Source organism: Streptomyces pacificus (genome assembly GCF_011766325.1).
In the GTDB taxonomy this organism is placed as follows: Bacteria; Actinomycetota; Actinomycetes; order Streptomycetales; family Streptomycetaceae; genus Streptomyces; species Streptomyces pacificus.
The window spans coordinates 1-19,366 of record NZ_BLLG01000022.1 but is presented as its reverse complement, the minus strand read 5'-3'; the positions used below and the strand labels follow the sequence as shown (position 1 = coordinate 19,366).

The 19,366-nt window shown below is 70.0% G+C and carries 19 protein-coding genes; all 19 read left to right on the top strand.

Annotated elements, in window-relative coordinates:
- Positions 1–35 precede the first annotated feature (35 nt).
- On the top strand, positions 36–281 hold the full coding sequence (locus tag SCWH03_RS25150; protein ID WP_173266708.1) for a hypothetical protein: 246 nt from the start codon (positions 36–38) through the stop codon (positions 279–281).
- Between the two features lie 592 nt (positions 282–873).
- Positions 874–2,160 (top strand): IS701 family transposase, encoded by a 1,287-nt coding sequence (locus tag SCWH03_RS25145; RefSeq protein WP_216854799.1) that lies wholly within the window; start codon positions 874–876, stop codon positions 2,158–2,160.
- Positions 2,161–2,165: 5 nt separating this feature from the next.
- A complete protein-coding gene (locus SCWH03_RS25140; protein WP_173266706.1) occupies positions 2,166–2,387 on the top strand; it encodes a hypothetical protein in 222 nt (73 codons plus the stop codon).
- Between the two features lie 721 nt (positions 2,388–3,108).
- A complete protein-coding gene (locus tag SCWH03_RS25135; protein WP_371872774.1) occupies positions 3,109–3,954 on the top strand; it encodes a hypothetical protein in 846 nt (281 codons plus the stop codon).
- Entirely contained in the window at positions 3,947–4,705 is a 759-nt protein-coding gene (locus SCWH03_RS25130; RefSeq protein ID WP_173266702.1) for a YqcI/YcgG family protein, read from the top strand. The genes SCWH03_RS25135 and SCWH03_RS25130 overlap by 8 nt, the downstream gene beginning before the upstream one ends.
- Positions 4,702–5,841, top strand: a complete 1,140-nt coding sequence (locus SCWH03_RS25125; RefSeq protein ID WP_173266700.1) for a GNAT family N-acetyltransferase — start codon at positions 4,702–4,704, stop codon at positions 5,839–5,841. Before SCWH03_RS25130 ends, SCWH03_RS25125 begins: the two co-directional genes overlap by 4 nt.
- A gap of 35 nt (positions 5,842–5,876) precedes the next feature.
- Positions 5,877–6,365, top strand: a complete 489-nt coding sequence (locus SCWH03_RS25120) for a thiamine pyrophosphate-binding protein (RefSeq protein ID WP_173266698.1) — start codon at positions 5,877–5,879, stop codon at positions 6,363–6,365.
- Between the two features lie 6 nt (positions 6,366–6,371).
- Positions 6,372–6,944, top strand: coding sequence for a thiamine pyrophosphate-dependent enzyme (locus tag SCWH03_RS25115; RefSeq protein WP_173266696.1), 573 nt, complete (start codon positions 6,372–6,374; stop codon positions 6,942–6,944).
- A gap of 17 nt (positions 6,945–6,961) precedes the next feature.
- Positions 6,962–8,986 carry an alpha-hydroxy-acid oxidizing protein gene (locus SCWH03_RS25110; protein ID WP_173266694.1) on the top strand — a complete coding sequence of 675 codons (2,025 nt, stop codon included), beginning with the start codon at positions 6,962–6,964 and terminating at the stop codon, positions 8,984–8,986.
- A complete protein-coding gene (locus tag SCWH03_RS25105) occupies positions 8,983–9,675 on the top strand; it encodes a class I SAM-dependent methyltransferase (protein WP_173266692.1) in 693 nt (230 codons plus the stop codon). Before SCWH03_RS25110 ends, SCWH03_RS25105 begins: the two co-directional genes overlap by 4 nt.
- Positions 9,672–10,943 carry an MFS transporter gene (locus SCWH03_RS25100; RefSeq protein WP_173266690.1) on the top strand — a complete coding sequence of 424 codons (1,272 nt, stop codon included), beginning with the start codon at positions 9,672–9,674 and terminating at the stop codon, positions 10,941–10,943. The genes SCWH03_RS25105 and SCWH03_RS25100 overlap by 4 nt, the downstream gene beginning before the upstream one ends.
- A complete protein-coding gene (locus SCWH03_RS25095) occupies positions 10,940–11,830 on the top strand; it encodes a hypothetical protein (protein WP_173266688.1) in 891 nt (296 codons plus the stop codon). Before SCWH03_RS25100 ends, SCWH03_RS25095 begins: the two co-directional genes overlap by 4 nt.
- Positions 11,827–12,705, top strand: coding sequence for a nucleotidyltransferase domain-containing protein (locus tag SCWH03_RS25090; RefSeq protein WP_173266686.1), 879 nt, complete (start codon positions 11,827–11,829; stop codon positions 12,703–12,705). Before SCWH03_RS25095 ends, SCWH03_RS25090 begins: the two co-directional genes overlap by 4 nt.
- Positions 12,706–12,727: 22 nt before the next feature.
- The gene (locus SCWH03_RS25085) at positions 12,728–13,801 is read left to right on the top strand and encodes an amidohydrolase family protein (protein ID WP_173266684.1); all 1,074 of its coding nucleotides are present in this window, start codon (positions 12,728–12,730) and stop codon (positions 13,799–13,801) included.
- On the top strand, positions 13,798–14,970 hold the full coding sequence (locus SCWH03_RS25080; RefSeq protein ID WP_173266682.1) for a hypothetical protein: 1,173 nt from the start codon (positions 13,798–13,800) through the stop codon (positions 14,968–14,970). Before SCWH03_RS25085 ends, SCWH03_RS25080 begins: the two co-directional genes overlap by 4 nt.
- Entirely contained in the window at positions 14,967–16,202 is a 1,236-nt protein-coding gene (locus SCWH03_RS25075; RefSeq protein WP_173266680.1) for an ATP-grasp domain-containing protein, read from the top strand. The genes SCWH03_RS25080 and SCWH03_RS25075 overlap by 4 nt, the downstream gene beginning before the upstream one ends.
- 7 nt (positions 16,203–16,209) lie before the next feature.
- Positions 16,210–16,983, top strand: a complete 774-nt coding sequence (locus SCWH03_RS25070; RefSeq protein WP_173266679.1) for an inositol monophosphatase family protein — start codon at positions 16,210–16,212, stop codon at positions 16,981–16,983.
- Positions 16,980–18,215, top strand: coding sequence for an ATP-grasp domain-containing protein (locus SCWH03_RS25065; RefSeq protein WP_173266677.1), 1,236 nt, complete (start codon positions 16,980–16,982; stop codon positions 18,213–18,215). The genes SCWH03_RS25070 and SCWH03_RS25065 overlap by 4 nt, the downstream gene beginning before the upstream one ends.
- A gap of 71 nt (positions 18,216–18,286) precedes the next feature.
- On the top strand, positions 18,287–19,051 hold the full coding sequence (locus tag SCWH03_RS25060) for a metallophosphoesterase family protein (protein WP_173266675.1): 765 nt from the start codon (positions 18,287–18,289) through the stop codon (positions 19,049–19,051).
- The last annotated feature ends 315 nt before the right edge of the window (positions 19,052–19,366 follow it).

Genomic DNA, 19,366 nt, shown 5'->3' with positions numbered 1-19,366 from the left:
CTCTCAAGTCCCCGCTGGATCAACGTGATGCCGAGTTGGGGGTGCTCAAAGACTTCAGGCGACGTGACCTCTCTCAGATTGCCGCCCAGCACCTGGAGATCGAGCGCCTGCGGGAACGAGCCGCTGCCGTCGGCAACGTCGCCGCCCGCGTCCCGGCGAACGGTGACTTCGACGACCCCGGAGACCCCGGAGCCGTGATCGCGGCCGGCGGCGGACTCGGCGTGATCCGCAGGCTCCCATCAGCCAGATCGGGAACGGCGCCGTACGAGTCATGCAGTTGAAGCCCTGCCCACACGAGAGCTTCCCGTACCAGAGCCCGGGCTCGGTCGCCCTGAGCCGGACGATGCGCGTGGGGGCGAACGGCAGCAGCAGCCGATGACGGGTCCGCTCGCGCCTCTCGCGGGGAAGGCGTCGGGTGGCCCGAGGGATCGCATCCTCGGGCCACTCGACACCGGGAAGGCACGTGACGGGCTGATCGCGCCCCAGCAGAGCCCCCACCTCTGCCTGCGTCGGCGTCCGGTGCCCACTCCGGGCCCACCCAAGTCCCCGCAGCGCCCGAGCCAGCCGACTGCCGCATCGTTCGGCACGCCGGACCGTCCAACACCCGTCAGATCGGCTCCAGCCAGAGGTCAAGCCCAGGCGCAGGCCCGCCCCGGGCATAGGCCGCCTCTCCCGGGCTGCCCCACCGCTCAACACAGACCACCCATCCAGCCACCCCTGTGAGGTGTCCAAATTCGCATCCCCGCCCCAGGCGATAAGCCCCGACGGCGCCCCCACCTTCGCCAGCTCAGTCGTCGCTCCGCCGCTCAGAGAGGTGCTGGTACTACAGCCTCAGGTCTTGTGACTGCTGATCGGTGATGTCGTTGTCTGGTCATGCTGGTCGATGTGGCGCCGGAGCACGTGGAGGGGTGGGCGGAGGAACTGGCCTCGCTCACCGCGGGGTTGGGGCATTTGTTCGCGCGGCCGGAGCCGCGGGAGGTGTTCGCCGACCTGGTCGAGGGCCTGCTGTCGGACCTGGGCCGCAAGAACGGCTGGACGATGGCGGTGCGGGCCGGGCACGCCACCCCGCACCGGATCCAGAAGTTCCTCGGTGAGGCGTCCTGGGACGCGGACGCGCTGCTGGCCGAGGTCCAGGGCTACATCGCCGCCCATCTCGGGGATGCGGGAGCCACGCTGGTGCTGGACGACACCCAGGTGATCAAGAAGGGGACGCAGTCGGTCGGGGTGGCCCACCAGCACTGCGGGGTGACCGGGGACGTGCGCAACTGCCAGGTGATGGTGATGCTTACCTACGCAGCCAGGGCCGGGCACACCTTCTACGACCGGCGCCTGTACCTGCCCGCCGTCCGGGCCCAGGACACGTCGCGCCGCCGGAACGCGGGGGTGCCCGAGGAGATCGCCTTCGCCACCGAGCCCGAGCTGGGCGTCGAGATGCTGCGCGGCGCCATCGACGGCGGCCTGCCCTTTGCCTGGGTGGCCGCCGACGCCGACTACGGCAAGGACCCCGCCCTGCGCGCCTTCCTGCACGAGAATGCCCTGCCCTACGTGCTGGGGGTCCCGGTCACGCTGCCGGTGGCCGGCCCGCCCGGAAAGCCGTACCAGCCCGCCGTCCAGAAGGCCGGTGACCTGCTGCACTACGCGATCGCCCGCGACCGGTGGGAGCGCAGCAGCCAGGGTGAGGGCTCCAAGGGCCAGCGGTACTACGACTGGGCCTGGTTCGAGGTGACCCTGCCCGGCCAGCAGCCCGCCGGCGGCTTCGCCCACCACCTGCTCATCCGCCGCTCCACCGACAAGAAGCAACTCGCAGGCAGGCGCGTGGACTTCGAGTACGCCTACTTCCTCGTGCACCACCGCCGCGACGCCGCCCCGCCGGAGGCGGTCTGCCGGACCGGAGTGCGCTGGAAGATCGAGGAGAACAACGAGCAGGCGAAACAGACCACCGGGCTGGGCCAGTACCAGGTCCGCCGCTGGAACTCCTGGCACCGCCACGTCACCTGCGCAATGCTCGCCCTGGCCTTCCTGACCGTCCAACGCGCCCAGCACCCCGACCCCGGGCAGACACCCGCGCCCGGGGACCACACAGCCTCCGGCAACGCCCCCGAACAGGGCGATGATCAGGGAAAAGGCAGACGGACGGAGGAGATGACCGCCTACCGCTGATCCGCTTGACCGTTCCGGCACTCGCCGGCGTGCTCGCCGCCACCGCCCTCGTCGCCCACCACGAGCCCGCCTACCACCTGCAGCAGCACCACTGGCGAACCCTCCACCAGACCCGGGCCACCGCCAGCCACTACACCCGGCGCGGCGACCCGCTGCCCGCCCGCCTCCGCCCCTGGCGAGCACCACCCGACCACGCCCGATCACATCACGAAGATCTGAGGCTGTAGTACTGGCCTCCGAGCACGGCGCCGTTTACGCCAGGGGGCGAAAGCGACAAAACTGTCGTAAGTGTGCACAGCCTCCACGCGGAACTGACCACAAGATCTCGATGGTGAATATTCGGCCGTCAACTACCCGCCCACTCAAAACACCTCATTCACGGCGATACATCGTGAAGCTCGCGTCGCATCGCGGCTTGCCGGTCAATGAATCTCCAGTTAACACTGGGACGATACCGGACAAAGTAAGTAGAAAGCGCCCATGAGACATGATGGCCTGACCCCCTTCCCCCCCTTGCCAATCCCATTGACCAGTCAGATTTCACTACTTAGCTTTACTTCGGTCCGTGACACGTAGGCTGCAATGTGGATGCCGGTAGGGTGAATCCGGCACCACCAGAGGACGAGCGCCACCTTCTAGCTAGGCGTTACTCGACGGATACCGCAGGTACCACGAGCCAGTACCGGGGTCCGGCCGATACCCCATGACGATGGCCCGTATTCGACACGGACCTGCTTACGTCCTTTACGGCATCTTTCAGTCACGCCTGCCAGAAGAACACGTGCTATTGCGAGTCGTTCACGCAAGTGCGAAGGGATGTGAAAGACCGTGGACTGGTCCCGTAGTGTAGTGGTGGTTGTGAGCCCGGACTCCTTCATTCGCGGCGTGGGGCGCCGCGTTGTGGACGAAGTACTGTTATCCGGCTGCGAAGAAATCGCGGCCCGGGTCGTGCAACCCGGAAGTTTGCTGCTGGACGCAATATATGACGATCTCGCCCGGAAGCGAATACATTTCGGCACGTACCGGTACCGCGCCATCGACGCACTCTACGGTCTCGGCCCCTCGCTAGCGCTCCTCCTGCGGGGCTCGCCCGGCATTCATCAGCACTTCACCGAGCTCAAGGGTTCCGGTCCGCTGGAGAATGCCTCGCGTACCTCCCTCCGACTCCGGTTCGGCGCGGTCAACACGATCTTGGGGCTACTGCACGTCTCGGACAGCCCTGAAGAGGCCGAACTCGACTGGCACACCTTCTTCGTCAGGGACTGGAACAACCCGGGTCCCAGCGAACTGCCCGACTCTCCCACCCGCCTGGGCGCTCCCGGGGCGCGCCTGCTTGCCGGCCTCCTCGACAGCCCACCTGGTGCCGGGGAGCGCCGGGGCTTCTTCCAGGTGCGCGACCAGCTCAGACGCGGCCTCGTGGCGCACCTGTGGGAGCTCCTGCCACGAGCGGAGGCCGCCACCATGGCCCGGCACCTGGGCGCGCTCGACGGAGTCCCCCTGAGCGGCGAATTCGTCACCCGGATGGCGAAGAGTCTGGAGGGGACCGCCGATCTCCTGCTCCGACGGGCGCTCACCGCGTCCTTCACCCCCGACGAACCGCCGGTGGACACGGGCCGACTCTGGCGGACCCTGGAGGGCCACGGCATCACGGTCGACCCCTGGGCTCGCGCCGTACTGACGACCTGCCAGTACTTCCCACCCCTCACCCACGCCGAGGACCGGCCGGAGCCCGCGCGCCCCGCGGATGCTCCACGACTCAACGACACCGGCGCGGAGCCCGCCGCTCATGGCTGAGGCGGCGACAGCACGGCTTTGGGCCGGTGGGGAGGGCGCGGCCCCGCACGGCACCCCGCAATGGGCCATTGAAGAACGGCGACGGGTGCGCGGAACCCTGCTCGGCGCCCACCCCGCCCCGTACCCCTGCCACTTCGGGTCCATCGGTGAGAACAAGGGGACCAACCACTACACCTACTGGGATCTGCGTCAGAATTCCGCGAGCGAGGCGAAGGCGGTGGCGCGCGGCCTCAGGGCGTTCGTTGGGATGCAGCGCGCTCTGACGGCAGAGCGTCTTTCCCTACTCATTATGGCAGGACCGCCTCAGGCCGACAGGGATTTCGCCTGGTACCGGGACCTGTTCTGGAACATGCTTTCCGCCCTGCACGAACACGACCGGGATCCGTGGCCGGCCGGTGTGCCGGACGACCTGGAAGACCCGAAGTGGGAATTCGCCTTCGCGGGGGAACCGCTCTTCACTTTCGGCACCTGTCCCGCATACGGTCCGCGCCGCAGCCGAACGCTCGGCGAATGCCTGGTGATCGGCGTGCAGTGCAGGAGCGTCTTCACATCCATCAGCGGTTCCACGGCAGCGGGACGCGCGGCAAAGAGCCGAATCCGCAGGAGCCTTGCCGAATACGAGGACGTGCCCCTGCTCGCGGACGCCGGGGACGGTCAGGGTTCCACGGCAGAGAAATGGAAGCAGTACTTTCCCGAGGTCGACGGCCAACCACTGAGCGGAAAGTGCCCTGCCCATTGGGAGAAACGGTGAAACAACAGGAGATCGCAGCCGTTCGCACCCAGTCGCGGGTTTTTGTAGTCGACGAGAATCTTCCGGACCAGTGGCCCGACCACACTTTCCTCACCTCGCCCACCTGGCTGAAGATGATGGGAGACCGGCCGCCCGGCCGCGGGTATTTCTTCCGGCTGGTACAAGACGGCATCACCGTCGCCGCGACCACCGGCTACCTCATCGATGACCCCGACTCCTACGAGTCGTTCAACATCCACGACCTGCTGTGGCGGGACCCTCCCGTCTTCCCCGACCAGGAGAGGCCGCTCTCCCGAGGGCCGGAGCGGGCCACTGTGTTCCCCTTCCTCGCCTTCGTGCAGCCCGGCTACGACTGCGAGGTAGCCGTGCGGGCGCCGTTCGCGGAGGAAGCAGTCCGTGCCCTCCTCGCCGAGGTCACCCGGTGGGCGCACCGGGCAGGAGCGGTCTGCGCGGCCGTACTGTACGCGGCCGGATCGGCGCTGCCAGCGACCCTGGACGCCGACGCTGCCTGGCACCGGCGGCGCGGCACCGTACGGTCCATGCTCGACGTCCCCGCGGGCGGCTTCGACGACTACGTCTCCGGGCTGCCGAAGACCAGCCGTCAGAAGGTCCGTTGGGACCTGAGGGACCTGGCTCGTGCGGGGGTCCGTACCGTGCGCGCCGACACGGCCGGACTCGGTGCCACGGAGGTACGGCTGCGTATGAACCTCATCGCCAAGTACGGGGGTTACAGCACCTGGGACGTGGAGCGGTCCAGGCTGGAGCGTCTGGTCTCGCTGTTCCCCGCGGACAGCCTCCGGCTGTTCCACTGCGTCACGGGCGCCGGAGATGTGGTGGGCTTCAGCCTCTTCATCGCGTACGCAGACCAATGGCACGTGTTCTGGTGCGGGTTCGACTACGAGAACTCCGCGTCGCGCAGAACTTACTTCGACGCGATGTTCTATTCCCCGGTTCGTGTCGCGCAGACCGAGGAGGTCCGGGTGATCGACTACGGCCTCGGCTACGAGAAGAGCAAGAAGTGGCGGGGATGCCACGGCGTACGACGCGACATCTGGGTCAGCGACCTCGGCGGGGACCTCGCCCCCTGGTGGCAGCCGACCGAAGCCATCGCCGGCCGACGGGAGACGCGGTTGTGAACGTGAGTGCCACGCATCGGGCGACGGAGAACTCGGTGTTGATCCATGAGGTCTTCGCAGCGGGATACGACTTCATCACGGGCGTACCGGACTCCCATCTGGCCGGATTCCTGGAAGCGTTGGCTGCGCACGAGCGGGCCGACGAGTGCTTTTCACCCGGGACGCGCGAGGACAACTGCGTCGCGCTCGCGGTGGGGGCGTACCTCGCCGGTGCGATGCCTCTGGTGTTCATGAAGAGCGCGGGGCTCGGGACCTGCGTCGACGCCCTGACCAGCCTGGCGCTGGTCTACAGGGTCCCGATGGTGCTGCTGGTCTCCTGGGCAGGACACGACGGCCGCGACGTGCCCCACCACAACGTGATCGGCCGGCCGGCCCCCGCCATGCTCCAGGCCCTGGGTATTCCGGCCCTGCGCTGCCGGTTCGGCGACACCGCGGACATCGCGGAACAGCTGCGCGCGGCGCAGCGGCAAGCGGTCGTTGCCCGTGGCCCCATCGCGGTCCTTTGCGCCCCCGAAGGAGAGTGAGAAAGGATGCTGACCAGAGACGATGTGCTCGCCCGGATCGCCCGTACGGCCGAGGCTGAGAACGCGGCGGTGTTCATCGGCAACGGGCTCAACCCCCGGGCCCTGCACTCCCTCGCCGACCGCGACGAGAACTTCTACATGATGGGAAGCATGGGCCTCGCGCTGCCCCTGGCCATCGGGTTCTCGCAGCGGTCGGGCAGGACGGCGCTCGCGGTCGAGGGCGACGGCAACACCCTCATGGGCATGTCCGCCATGGCGCTTGCTCCCACCGCGCGCGGGCCGCTCGTACACATCGTGCTCGACAACCAGGCCTACGAGAGCACTGGTGGGCAGCGGTCGCCCGCGCCCGGGTTCTCCTTCGTCGGCATCGCCCGGGCCGCCCGGTACACGACGGCGGTGTCCGTAACGGATCCTGAGGAGTTCTCCGCAGCACTGTCCGAGGCGGTCGGCGCGAAACAGACCGGATTCATCCACGTACGCACGGCAGCCGACTCCGGGCCGCCACCGCCACGGGTCCCGTACCACCCGGCGGACATCACTGCCCGGTTCACCGCCCGCTTCCGCCCGTGCGACACCTGACGAAACGAGGTGACCCCATGAGCGACCTGCGCATGGGCATAGGTGTACACAGCCCCATCACCGCGCTGCTGGCGGAGGAGGCCGGCGCCGAGGTCCTCTGGCTGGGCAGCCTGGAGATGTCGACCAGTCGCGGAGTACCGGACCGGGAGGTCCTGGAGCCGCACGAGGTCGCCGAGATCATCCGCTCGGTGCGGGCCGTGACCGCACTGCCGATCTACGTCGACGCCGACACCGGCCGGGGGAGCGACGAACTGGCCGTCCTGGCGACCAAGCTGTACGAGGAGGCGGGCGCCGACGCGATCTGCGTGGAGGACAACCTCTTCCCCAAACGGAACTCGCTCGACGACCGCTTCGGCGGCCGGGAGCTGCTCGACCCGGAGGCCTTCGCCGGCCGGATCTCCGCCATGGTGGACGCCCGCCGCTCCCTGAGGATCATCGCCAGGACCGAGGCCCTCGTGGCCGGCCACGAGGCGGACGCGGCCGTCGAGCGGTTACGCCGTTACGCGGCCGCCGGCGCGGACGCCCTGTTCGCGCAGGCGAACCGGGCGAGCGCGGACCAGCTGCTCCCGGTGGTGAAGGAGATCGCACCGCTGCGCCCCATGGTGCTGGCGCCCACAGTGCTGCCCGACACCGACGCCCGGGCGTTCGCCGAGTACGGCCCGGTGACGGTCCTCTTCGCCAACGTCGTCATGCGGAGCCTGGTGGCGCAGACCTCCCGGGTGCTGCGAGAGGTGATGAGCTCCCGGCGGCTGACCTCGGTCTCGTCGGAACTCGTCGGCGTGGAGCGACTGTTCGAGCTGACCGAGCAGGGCCGGGTGCCGGGGCGCGGCCCGGGCTCCGGGGCGCGGGCATCGCACGGGCAAGAGAACGGGGCCGCTACGGCGGCGGACGAGCCGGCGCCCCTGGGCGCCTCCACGGCGGACGCGGGCGCCGAGCGCGGTACCCGAGCCGTGGCGGAGACGCCGACCGACCGTGAGTGGGCCCGGTCCCTGATGACCGAGTCGGCCTTCGACTATTGCGCGGGCGGCGCGGGGGACGAATCGGGGATGCGGCGCAACGTGGAACGCCTGGACGCCATCAGGCTCACCCCGCGGGCCCTGCGTGACGTCTCCGAACGGAGCACCACGACCGAGCTGTTCGGTCGGCCGTTGGCCGCGCCGATCCTGGTGACGCCCATGGGGCTCCAGGCCCTGTGCCACCCGGATGCCGAGGTCGCCACCGCGGCGGCCGCCCACTCGCTCGGCCTCGGCTTCACCCTGTCGATGTTCAGCTCCCGGCCCGTCGAGGACGTGGCACCGGCCGCCCCCGGCCTGTGGCAGCAGCTCTACCTGCTCCGGGAACGCGAGGTCAGCTGGTCGATGCTGCGCAGGGCCGAGGAGGCCGGGGCGAGCGCGGTGGTCTGCACCGTGGACGTACCGGTCGTGGGCCGTCGCAGCCGGGACGCGCGCAACAGGTTCAGCCGGTTCGACGCGGCACCGCCCGCCATCGTGCGGGACCCGTCCTTCCTCGGTCTCCTTGAGCACCGCAGGAGGCGCACGCCCTCGCTCACCGCGGCCGACTTCCTGTCGGACGTGTTTCCCGACCCCGCCGTGGACTGGGCGGACCTGGCGAACCTGCGGTCGCGTACCAGTCTCCCGCTGGTAGTCAAGGGGATCCTGCACCCGGCGGACGCCAAACGGGCCGTGGACGCGGGGGTCGACGCGATACAGGTGTCCACCCACGGCGGCCGGCAGTCCGACCGCCACGTGGCGTCGGTGGACGCGCTGCCCGCCGTGCTGTCGGCGGTGGGCGACCGGGTGCCCGTCCTGTTCGACTCCGGCGTACGCAGCGGGGCGCACATCGCGTCCGTGCTCAGCCTCGGCGCGAGCGCCGTCCTCGTCGGCAGGCCGGTGCTGTGGGGCCTCGCGTCGGGCGGCCGGGACGGTGCCGCGAACGCGCTCACGTCCCTGCTGACAGAGCTGGACCACACCATGGCCCTCCTCGGGGCCTCCAACGTCACCGACCTCGGCGCCGAACTGATCGGTTCATGGGAGCAGACATGACCACACCGAACACGAGCAACAGCACCACGGCGCACCGCCATTGGGACGAGGTCTGGAAGACCGGCGGTGGCCGCGCCGACTGGTCCACAGTCGCTCCCTGGGTCGCGGAGACCCTTGGCCTGCTGCGCGAGCGGAAGGTACGGGACGTGCTGGACCTGGCCTGCGGGGTGGGACGACACGCCGTCTTCTTCGCCCGGTCCGGCTTCACCTGCTGGGCGGTCGACGCGAGCGACACCGCGATCGAGCAGAGCCGTGCGGCGGCCGAAGCGGCGGGCGTGCCCGTCGATCTGCGGATCGGGCCGATGAGCCACCTGCCCTATCCGGACGACCACTTCGACTACGTGCTGGCCTACAACGCGATCTACCACGGCGACCGGGACGCGGCGCGGAGCCATGTACGCGAGATCCACCGCGTGCTGCGGACCGGGGGGCTGTACCAGCTGACCATGCTCTCGCGCCGAAACCACGAGCACGGCAAGGGGATCGAGGTCGGGCCGGGAGCCTTCGTACAGCCGGACGCGACCGACGACAAGGTGCATCCGCACTTCTACTGCGACGCCGCGGAGTTGATCGCTATGAACGAGCCCGCGGAGCTTCTCCAGGCGTACGACCAAGAGCACTCGGCACCGGGGTCGTTCCACTGGCACTGCCTGTTCGAGCTGCCCGGGGAGGCAGGGGGGCCGGAGTGACGCGAACGCGCCGGTCGGCGCTGCCGGCCTGGATCGGGCGCCCGGCGCAGCTCCAGCCGTTCAGGCAGAAGAACTTCCGCTACCTGTGGGCCGGATTCGCCGTCTCGCTCCTCGGCGACGGCATGATGTTCGTCGCCCTGCCGTGGCTGGTGCTGTCGTTGAGCGACACCACCACGGCGCTTGCCGCGACCGGCGTGGTGATGGCGGTGACCGCACTGCCCGCCGCCCTCCTCGCCGGTACCTGGGTGAACACGTACGGTGCCCGCCGGGTGATGCTGGCCGCGGACCTGCTCCGCGCGGCCATGCTGGCGGCGATCGGGCTGCTGAGCCTGGCCGACCTGCTCACCACCTGGTACCTGTACGTGGGGCTGGCCGTCTTCGCCGCCGCGGAGGCCGCCTTCGTACCGGCGTTCAACACCATGGTGCAGGCGCTGGTACCGGCCGAGCATCTGGTCGGCGCCAACTCGGTCGACCAGGTCATCCGCCCCCTGATGTGGCGGCTGATCGGGCCGGCCCTCGGCGGCGCGCTGGTCGCCAGGTCCGGCGCCGACTGGGTATTCGTGGCGGACGCGCTGACCTTCATCGCGTCGTTCGTCTTCCTGTACAGGGTGAGCGCCGAGCGTGAGCCACTGGCGCAGAACGAGCGCCCGAGCCTGCTGGAGGATAGCCTCGACGGCTTCCGGTACGTGTGGAAGCACAAGTGGTTGCTCTACGCGTTCGCGGCCGGAGCGGTGACCGTGATCTGTGTCATGGGGCCGTGGAACGTCCTCGTGCCCTTCATCCTCCACGGCGACGCAGCACACGGCGCGCAGACCTACGGGCTGGTGCTGGCCGTCGGCGGGGTCGGCCAGATCACCGGCGCGCTCCTGGTCGGCGGAAGGTCACTGGACAGGCGCACGCTGCTCTGGCTCTACCTGGCGTGGGGCGGCATGGCGGGCGGGCTCGTGGGGTTCGCCTTCGATGCCTCGCTCGTGCCAGCGCTGATCGGAAGCTTCGTGATCAACGCCGCGCTGGCCGTCTCGGCGGTTCTTTGGGGGGCGCTCCTCCAGAGCGCCGTGCCACGCGCCTACGTGGCACGCATGTTTGGGATCGACTGGGCGCTGTCGCAGGTCCTGGTGCCGATCTCCTACTCGCTGACCGGCGCGTTCGCCGGGATCACCTCCACTGGCACCACGCTGCTCGTGGCCGCCGTCGGCGGGCTGATCTGTGTCCCCGCCGTGCTGATCGTCCGGCAGGCACGGCACATACCGGAGATGAGGAACTTTTGAACGACGCCACCGACAAAACCACGGACGCCGGAGACGACGGCGCCGTCCACGACGCCACCGCGCTGCTCGGGCGCTTCCGCTGGCCACAGGGGAGCGGCGTCCTGCTGGCCGGGTCCACCGCCGAGGGCGTGGCCATGCGCGGCTCCAACGTAAATGTGCTGGTGCTCGACGCGCCGGACGACTGGACCCCCGACCACGAGGGCACTGGATCGGTGCTGCGGCCCATGAGCCTGGCCCACAACCACCTCTTCTCCGACGACCCCCCGGTCAACATGGACGTCCTGCGTCCACGCCCCTTGCACGACCTGGCCGAGCTCGCCGCCGGTATGGCCCGGATCCAGGACCCGGGCACTCCCGACCTGGAACTCCCCGTGCTCGACGTGCTGGAGATCCGATTCCTCTCCAGGCTCCGCGGCGGCCAGGTGCTCCATGGAGCCGAGACGGTGGAGCGCTGGCGGCAGCGTACCGGGGTGCGGTGGCTGCCCGCCTTCCACTGCGCCACCACCTATCTCACAGCCGACCACTTCCGCCACAAGGCGATGACGGCCCATGCCGACGGGCTACCGCTCGACGCCTCGGTGCTGTTCCGGCTGGCCGTTGAGCACCTCCTCGTCAGCGCGCTGGCCGCCGAGGGCCGCGTCCTGCACGAGGTGAAGAACCTCGGCCGCACGATCGGCGCCGTCCTCGCGACCGGGGCTCGGCCGTCACCGCTGTTCAAGGAGGCCGGAAGCCTGCTCGACCACGGCAAGGAGCCCGGTCCAGCGCTCTTCGCACGGTTCGACACGTTCTCCGCCGAACTGCTGCGCGGGCTCGGCGCCGCGCCGCACGGCCGCACGGCCGCCGACTACCTCGCCGGACAGGGCCACACCCAGGAGGCGCAGACATGACCACGGCCGCTCTCAAGGCCCCCGACCTTCCCCCGGCGGTCCGCGACGTCGTCGACGGCCTGGCCGCGCTCCCCACGGTGCGGTCGGTCCGGGTCGCCGGCTCACGCGCACGGGGCAAACCCACCAGCCCCGACAGCGACTGGGACATCCTCGCCTACGCGGACGCGCTCCCGGCCCCCGAGGAGCTGCGCCGGCTGCTCCCGCCCGGTGCCGGGTTCGGAGACCCGTTCGAGGTGCACACCGCCAACCCCGGGCACCCGTTCCAGGAGTCGGAGTTCACGGTCCCGGTCTCCCCCAGGATCGACGTCTGCCTCAGGCCGCTCGCCCATGTGCGGCACGAGGAGGCCAGGGCCGCGCGGGGGGCGTTCACCATGTACGCGTACCCCAAGACAGCAGGTGGCGTGCCCTCGTACATCCTGCTGAGCGAGGCCGCGCTCTCGGCCCCCGTCCACGGCGACGTGGGCACCCCGCTCTGCCCCGAGGCGCTCGTCGCCGCAGCGAGGCCGTGGTGGCGCGGGCGCGCCTCCTGCGCCCTGCTGCTGGCGATCGACCATGTCGCGGCGGGCGAACCGCTGGGTGCCCTGGACCACGTGCTCGCCGCGGCCACCTCGGTCGCGCACTCCAGGCTGATCTCGCGGGGCCGCTGGTACCCCATCACGAAGCGCCTGCTCGACGAGGCCGGCGCCATCGACGACAGGGCGCGCGAGCGCCTGACCGAGCTGTCCGCAGGCCGGCTGACCGAGGCCGTGGTGCGGCAGGTCGCGGACGATCTGGGGGTCGACATGGACTGCGACGGACTCGACTGGCTCGCCAAGGGCGAGCACATGGGCCCCGGCGGCCAAGGCCAGGACTCCGCGCGCATCGACAACCGCTAGAACGAGAAGGAAGGCGTCAACCATGCCGGACATCCAGCTCTTCGACTGCGACACACACTTCACCGACCATCTGCCCGAGCTCTGGGCGGAGATCGGCCTCTCCCGGGAGGAGGCACCGGAGGTGGTCACCGAGGCGGGCACCACCCGACTCAGGCTCGGCGACCGGCTGTTCCCCCGACCGAGCGGCCCGGGGCACGGCAACCCCAAGGGCCTCGGCCACCTCATCGGCCCCGGTGAGAACGGAGACCGCGCCGTCTTCATGGCCAAGCACGACATCGCGGCCGCTGTCCTCCAGCCCGGCTTCGTCGGCCTGTCGGTGCAGGCCGTCGACGACGAGGCGACCAGGCTCCAGCTGTTCGACGGCTACAACCGCCTGACCTCGCGTTCCTGCGCCCGGTCCCCGCTCTCCCTGAAGTGGGCCTTCCTCGCCTCGGTCGAAGACCCGCAGTGGAGCGAGGAGGCCCTGCTCAGGTACGCCGAGGGCGAGCGCGACGAGAACCTGGTGGGCGTGGTGGTCCGGCCGACCGGCCGCACGCCGTCGGTCCGTCTCAACTCACCCGCGGTGACGCCGTTGCTCCGCACACTGGCGCGGCTGGGGCTGCCGCTGTTCGTCCACGGGGGCACCGGCTGCTTCCAGTGGTCCCCGCTGGCCGACGCTTACGAGGACTACGCCATGACGCACGCCTTCGGGCACATGGGCGAGCACATGATCGCCCTGGCCGATCTGGTCACCCGGCCCGAGGGACTCCCCGACGACCTGCGCGTGGTCATGCTGGAGTCCGGAATCGCCTGGATACCCAGTATGCTGGGGCGGTTGACCAGCCACACCCGGCGGCTCACCGGCACCGCGACCACCCCGACCGAGATCTTCCGCCGGCACTTCGCCGTGGTGCCCGACCCCGGCGAGGAACACGTGGCCTGGGCCGTGCGGCAACTGGGCGCCGACTCTGTGCTGTTCGGCTCCGACTACCCCCACTGGGACACCGTGGAGCCCGCCGACTGGCTGGCGGGCTTCTCCGAGCTCTGCCCGCCGGAGAAACTGGCCGCGAACACCGCCCGGTTCGTCCCCGCTCTCCTGTCCGGAGCGACGTCGTGAGCCCGACGCCGCCGGTAGGCTCCGACGACCGCGTACGGCGGGACCGGGACCGTCCCGTCCGCATCCTCGTCGTAGGCTGCGGCGACCTGTCCGTGCGGGTGCTGCACGGGCTGACCGCCACCTCGCACCCTCGGCACCTGGCACTCCTCGGGCGCGACGGGGAGGCGGTGGTCCGCACCGCGAACATGATGTCGCTCGCCGCGACACAGCTGGGCCGGAACTGCCCGGTCGACCCCCTCGTACGGGACCTCGCCGACGTGTCGGGCACCGCGGAGGACATTGCGCGGTTCGCCCCCGACGTCATCTTCTCGGCGGCCAGCCGGCAGCCCTGGTACGCCATCTCCGATCTACCCGCCGACCGCTTCGCGCGCGTCAGCGCCGCCCATTTCGGGCCCTGGCTGCCCATGCACCTGGACCCGGCGCTCAAGCTCATGAAGGCGGTGCGCGCCTCAGGCACCGGCGCGATCGTGGTCAACGCCGCCTATCCGGACGCGGTGCACCCCGCCCTCGCGGGGGCGGGCCTGAGCCCCGCGCTCGGCATCGGCAACGTGGCGAACTCCGTGCCCGCGCTGAGGACCATCGCGGCCCGGCGGCTCGGGTGCGCGCCCGCCGAGGTGCAGCCGCGTTTCGTGGCGCACCATTTCGTCAGCCATCGGATCTCCCGTACCGGCGACAGCGGTGGAGCGGCCTACGACCTGACCTTCTGGCAGGGTGGGACGGAGGTCACCGACCGGCTGCCGGTGGACACCGCGTTCCACTCGATGCGCACCGAGTACCGCAGGACCGGCGGCCGTCAGGGACAGCTGATGACAGCGGCTTCCGCGCTCGGCGTGCTGGAGCCGCTGTTGACCGGCTCCGAGGCCACGGTGCACGTACCCGGCTGGCACGGCCTGCCCGGCGGCTATCCCGTACGGATCTCCCAGGAAGGAACCACCCTCGACCTGCCACCACAGCTCGGCGAGCGGGACGCCGTGGAGATCAATCGTGACGGCCAGCGCCACGACGGGATCGCCCGGATCGCGGAGGACGGCCTCGTGGAGTTCACCGACGAGTCCGTGGAGATCATGCGGGAGGAACTCGGGTACACCTGCAAACAACTGGCCCTCGCCGACGTGGAGGAAGCGGCCGACGAGCTGGCCGCGCGCTACGCGGAGTGCGGCCCGCTATGAGCGGCCGGCCGAGGCACGTACTGGTGATCGACCACATCGGTTACCACTACTACCAGGACACCGACGGCCGGAAGTTCCTGCCGTCGGACGAGAACCGCGTCCACCTCGTCACCGACATCCGCAAACTAGACCAGGCGCGCGGTGACGAGCTGGCCACGGTCGTCGGAATCCCTCGCGGTGACGAAGGGCTACTGGAGGCCGCCGCGTTCTTCCACCACGGCGCCTCCGGGCACCCCGTGGAGCGCGTTGTGGCCATCAGCGAGGGCCTGCTGCTGGCCGCCGCGAGGCTTCGGGACAAGCTGGGGGTGCCCGGGCCCACGGAACAGCAGGTCCTGGGCTACCGGGACAAGGTCACGATGAAGGACCGGCTGAGGGAACACGGCATCCGCGTCCCCGATTACGCACCCTTCACCGAGAGCGCCGCCCAGCACCTCCTCGCCCGGCACGGCCGGGTAGTGGCGAAGCCACGCCGCGGCGAGAGCTCCGCCGGGATCACCTTCCTGGACGGCCCCGATGACCTGCGCCTGTTCATCGGCGGAACGGCCAGCGCCGGCATCACCCCCGACACCCATGAGGTGGAGGAGCGCATCGACGGCACGCTCTTCCACATCGACAGCGTCGTCCTGGACGGCGTACCGCTCGCCGCGACCGCCGGCCGGAGCATCGAGGAGACGACGTCGTACCGGCACCTCGGCGCCTTCCGGGACGTTGCCGTCGGCCCCGGGGAGACGCTCGACCGGCTCCTGCGCTTCAACCGCGACGTGCTGGCCTGCTATCCGCACTTCAGCGGTGTCACCCACCATGAGGTGTTCCTGAACGAAGACGAGGTGGTCTTCTGCGAGATCGGCGGCCGTCCGGGCGGCGGGGGCATCATCCCCGGTTTCCAGTCACGCACCGGCGTCAGCCTCGACGAGATGGCCGTCCGGGCTCACCTGGGCGAGGAGATCGCCCGGCCCGCGCCCCCGGCCGACCACCTCACCGGTTACGCGCTGGTGTACGCGCCGCCCGGTCGCCTTGAGACCGACCTGACTCCGCCCGCCACCGACTGGATCATCGACACCCAGCTGCGTTTCCAGGTCGGGGACTTCATGCCGAGGCCCAGCGCCTGGAACCAGGCCGCGGCCACCGTCACCGTGCAGGGGCAGTCCGAGGGCGAGGTCACGGCCTGTCTCAACCAGGTGATCGACATCGTTCAGGACCGGCTGCGCGGCGGGATCGGGGAGCGGGGGTGAGGTGACCGTGGCGGAGATCGAACGTTTCGCGATCACCATGGCGCAGCGCGCGGCGACGGAGATCCGCGCCACGGCCCGCCGGACATACCGCGTGAGCCGGAAGACCGGCCCGGAGGACTTGCTGACCGAGGCGGACCTCAGAGCGGAGTCGGTCATCACGGACCTGCTGAGCAGGACGCGGCCCGCTGACGCGGTCCTTGCCGAGGAGTCCGGATACCGGCCCGGCCACAGCGGGGTGACCTGGGTCGTCGATCCGCTCGACGGCACGGCGAACTTTGTCCGCGCCTCGCCGCACTACGCGGTGAGCATCGCCGCGGTGTCCGCAGCGGGGTGCCTGGCCGCCGCGATCGTCCGGCCGGCCGACGGACAGTGGCTGGCCCTACTCGACGGCGCGCTCAACGGCGACTTCACCCGGGACCCACCCGCCGCGCCCAACAGTGCTCGAGTGTCCGTCGCGCTTCCGCACGGTGCAGCCGAGCTCGTCGAGGCCCGGGCGATCCTCGGTCTGGTGGGAGAGCGGTACGAGGTGGAGCGCACCGGCTCGGCGGCGTGCGACCTGCTGCGGGCGGCCACCGGTGCCCTGGATGCCCACGTCTCGGTGGCGCTCCCGTGGTGGGACACTGCCGCAGGCCACGCCCTGGTTCACGCCGGCGGCCGGACCGTGATGCACAGGCGGTCGCCGAGGCGTACCCGGATCGACATCTCGGGGAGGCCGGAGGTGGTGCACTCGCTGGCACGGCTGCTGGCGGAGCACTCCCATGTGAGCGAGGGCGCCCCATGAGCGCACCCGGCTCTCGCGCAGGGCGTCCCGCGCTGCTGCTGGTGGTCAGTCGGCGCCGGCGCTTCACCCGGCACGTGCTGGACCGGCCGGACATCGACACGGTCCTGCTGCGTCCCGAGACGTCCACGGTCGAAGTGCCTGACGGTAGGCCGGCGTTCCACCTGCGTGCCGGTGCCCCAGCGGAAGACGAGGCCGCGCGATACCGGCGGTGGCTCTCCGGCCTGGGCCTGCCGCGTCCTACGTTCTTCTGCAATCCCGACGAGGCGGCGCAGCCCCTGGCGCACCGGTTCGCGGCCGCAGCCGGGCTTCCGCACCTGGCCCCCCGGCAGGTGCGGCTGGCCACCGACAAGCTCGCCATGAAAGAACTGTTCGCCGCCGCGGGTCTGCCAGCAGCACGGTTCCGCGCGGTCAACTCGGCCACCGAGGTGAAGGAGTTCGCCGAACGGTACGGATGGCCTGTCGTCGTCAAGCCGACCGTCTCCGGTTCGGCGGTGGACACCTGGAAGGTGGACGCCGACCGGCTGGCCACGGTCGACCTGACGCTGAGGAGCTGCCCGGACCGGCGGTGGATCGCCGAGGAGTACGTACGGGGCACCGAGCACCAGCTGTGCGCGCTGGTGCACGACAGCCAGGTGCTGGATGCTTACATCGCGGTCAACCCGGCACCCGTGCTGGACACCCTGGACGGGGCGATGAACGCCGACATCACGCTGGCCCCGTCGGAGCCGGAACCGGTTGACGGGCGCGCGGTGGCCCAGCGCATTGCCGACGCGCTCAATTTCCGCGCCGGTTATCTGCACGCCGAGTTCTTCATCGACCAGGACGGATCGTTCGTCATGGGAGAAATAGCGGCGCGTCTCGGTGGTGCCGAATTACCCACCAGCCACGGACTTTCCCGCGGATTCGACATGCTGGCCGCGGCGGCGGACGTGTATGTAGGCCGCCGTCCAACGCTGACGTACACCCGCGACCGTTCGGTGGGCCATCTGCTGCTGCCGGCCCGCCGTGGCGTCGTCTCGGGCATCTCATCCCCGGCGGAACTGACGGCCCTGCCTGGCGTGATCTCCGCCGTGCTCACCGCCGCCATAGGCGACCGCCTTGACCCGCCACGGGCCTCCAACGCCTCCAGCGGCCATGTACACATCGAGGGAGAGAATTCGGGCGTCGTGCGGGAACGTATGGCTGAAGTGCTGTCCCGTTTCCGGCTGGAGGTGACGGAGGCGCACGACTAAACTCTCCGCATTCGGCCCGGGCGAATGGCCTGCGGCAGCCCGAATGCCCGATGTCTTCGAAAGGTCACCCGATGGTCGCAAGTGTCGCTGTTCTGTCCGATATCCACGGTGTGCTGCCGGCATTGGAGGCGGTACTTGACGAGCCCGATGTCATGGCAGCTGACCTGATCGTCGTCACCGGTGACCACGCGGCAGGTCCGCAGCCGGTCGAGGTATTGGACCGGCTGCGCGCGCTCGGCGACAAGGCGGTCCTGGTCCGCGGCAACGCCGACCGGGAGCTCGCGGAGATGGCGCGAGGTCAGTTCCCGGCCGACCAAGCGTGGGAGATCGACCTCTGGGCCGCCGCGCAGCTGCGGGAGGAGGACGTGAAATTCCTGGCAGAGCTCCCCCACCCGGTAACTATGGAGGTCGACGGCTTCGGCAAGGTGGTCTTCTGCCACGGGACGCCACGCGATGACGACGAAGTCGTCCTCGTCGACACACGCCTGGACCGATGGGCGGAGGTCTTCGCCGACCTGCGCGACGACGTACGGACCATCGTGTGCGGGCACACCCACATGCCGTTCATGCGACTCGTGGACAAGCGCCTTGTCGTCAACTCCGGCAGCATCGGCATGCCGTACGGCAGGGCCGGCAGCTCCTGGGCCCTGCTGCGCGGCGGGCAGGTGCAGCTGCGGCACACCCTGTTCGATGTCGACGGCGCAGTGGATCGGGTGACCAAGGAGTCGGGCTACCGTGATTGCCGGGCTTGGGCCGAGCATTATGTACGGGCGGTCACCACGGACGCCGAAGCGGTCCGAACGTTTGCCCCCCGGGACGGCCGAGCCGCCTCCTGACCTGACGTCACCGACTGGGTGGGGGGCCTGTCCATCGATTGCGCCTTCCTTTACGGGCAGTCGACCTCCTGATCCGTGGCGATCGAAGGTGGCGACCTGGCGGGACGTCATCGTTGCGGATGTCCGAGGCGCTCCTGACTGATCGTCATCGCTCATACGGGTGCGCATCCGCTGCGGCCCGGTATGCGCTAGGGCCTGTTCCAGGTTCGGATCATGTCGGTCGGAGGCTGCGGATCCAGATCATGGCACCGCGTAGGTGGAGTCCGGCAAGGTAGCTGGTGGCGGTCTTGTCGTAGCGGGTTGCCAGGCCCCGCC